General features: G+C 74.3%; 1 protein-coding gene. It reads left to right on the forward strand.

Annotated features, from left to right (window positions below; translation table 11 throughout):
* Window positions 1-39: 39 nt before the first annotated feature.
* Window positions 40-483, forward strand: a 444-nt coding sequence (locus E1284_RS41085; protein WP_481726850.1) for a hypothetical protein, incomplete at its 3' end; no start/stop codon positions are given.

The raw sequence follows: 483 nt of genomic DNA on the forward strand, positions 1-483 counted from the left end.
GGTCAGATGAGTATAAGTGACAGTCCGATGCCCGCGCCGGTGAGCGGGTTGGGCGGGGCGTGGCTGCGGCTGTCGGCGGCGTTCACCGACGCCGTCACCGACCTCACCGACCGCGAAGACCTCACCGTGCAGTGCGCGCCCGGCCTCGGGCGAGGCGCCCCGGGTTGTTTCGTCCCGGCGCTGGCCACCATCGAACTCGACGGCACCCACCTGCGCCTGGACCCGGCCACGTGCGATCCGTCCTGGCCCGCCGACCGCGACCGCTACCCGGCCCTGTGGGGCGTCCTGACGCACGAGGCGGCGCACGCCACGCACACCCGCTGGGCGGTCCCGGACGGCGCGTCCGCCGCCGCAGCCGATGCCGCGATGTCGCTGGAAGAGTCGCGGATCGAGGTGGCCCAGGTGCGCCGCCGCCCCGCCGACCGGCGCTGGATACGGGCGTGCGTCACTCACCTCGTCCTGGCCGACTTCACCACCCCACCC

The organism is Actinomadura bangladeshensis (assembly GCF_004348335.1).
GTDB classification, from domain to species: Bacteria; Actinomycetota; Actinomycetes; order Streptosporangiales; family Streptosporangiaceae; genus Spirillospora; species Spirillospora bangladeshensis.